General features: G+C 34.8%; 1 protein-coding gene. It reads right to left on the bottom strand.

What is annotated here, in order from left to right; all coding sequences use genetic code 11:
• The coding region (locus tag AC1DKZ_RS33215) for an acyltransferase family protein (RefSeq protein WP_476997988.1) at nucleotides 1-305 on the bottom strand (305 nt) is incomplete at both ends.

The raw sequence follows: 305 nt of genomic DNA on the forward strand, positions 1-305 counted from the left end.
CATTTTTTCAAGCATTTTTTCAAGTAAAGAGCTATGAAAAATCGTAATCCAGGCCAACGTTATAACGAGCATAACAAACATTGCTGGAAGCAATCTCCTTGCCCTACTAAGCCAGAATTTCTTCAAATCAATTCTCTTATTTCTCTTCCACTCCATCGCTAGAATATCTGTAATTAAATAACCTGAGAGTACAAAAAATACAGTAACCCCTAAAAATCCTCCAGGCATCCAATTAAAATTAATATGATACAAAATAACACCTAGTATAGCTAGGCCCCTTAGACTGTCTAATCCAACCATATAAC

The organism is Bacillus sp. 05T21, assembly GCF_056396785.1.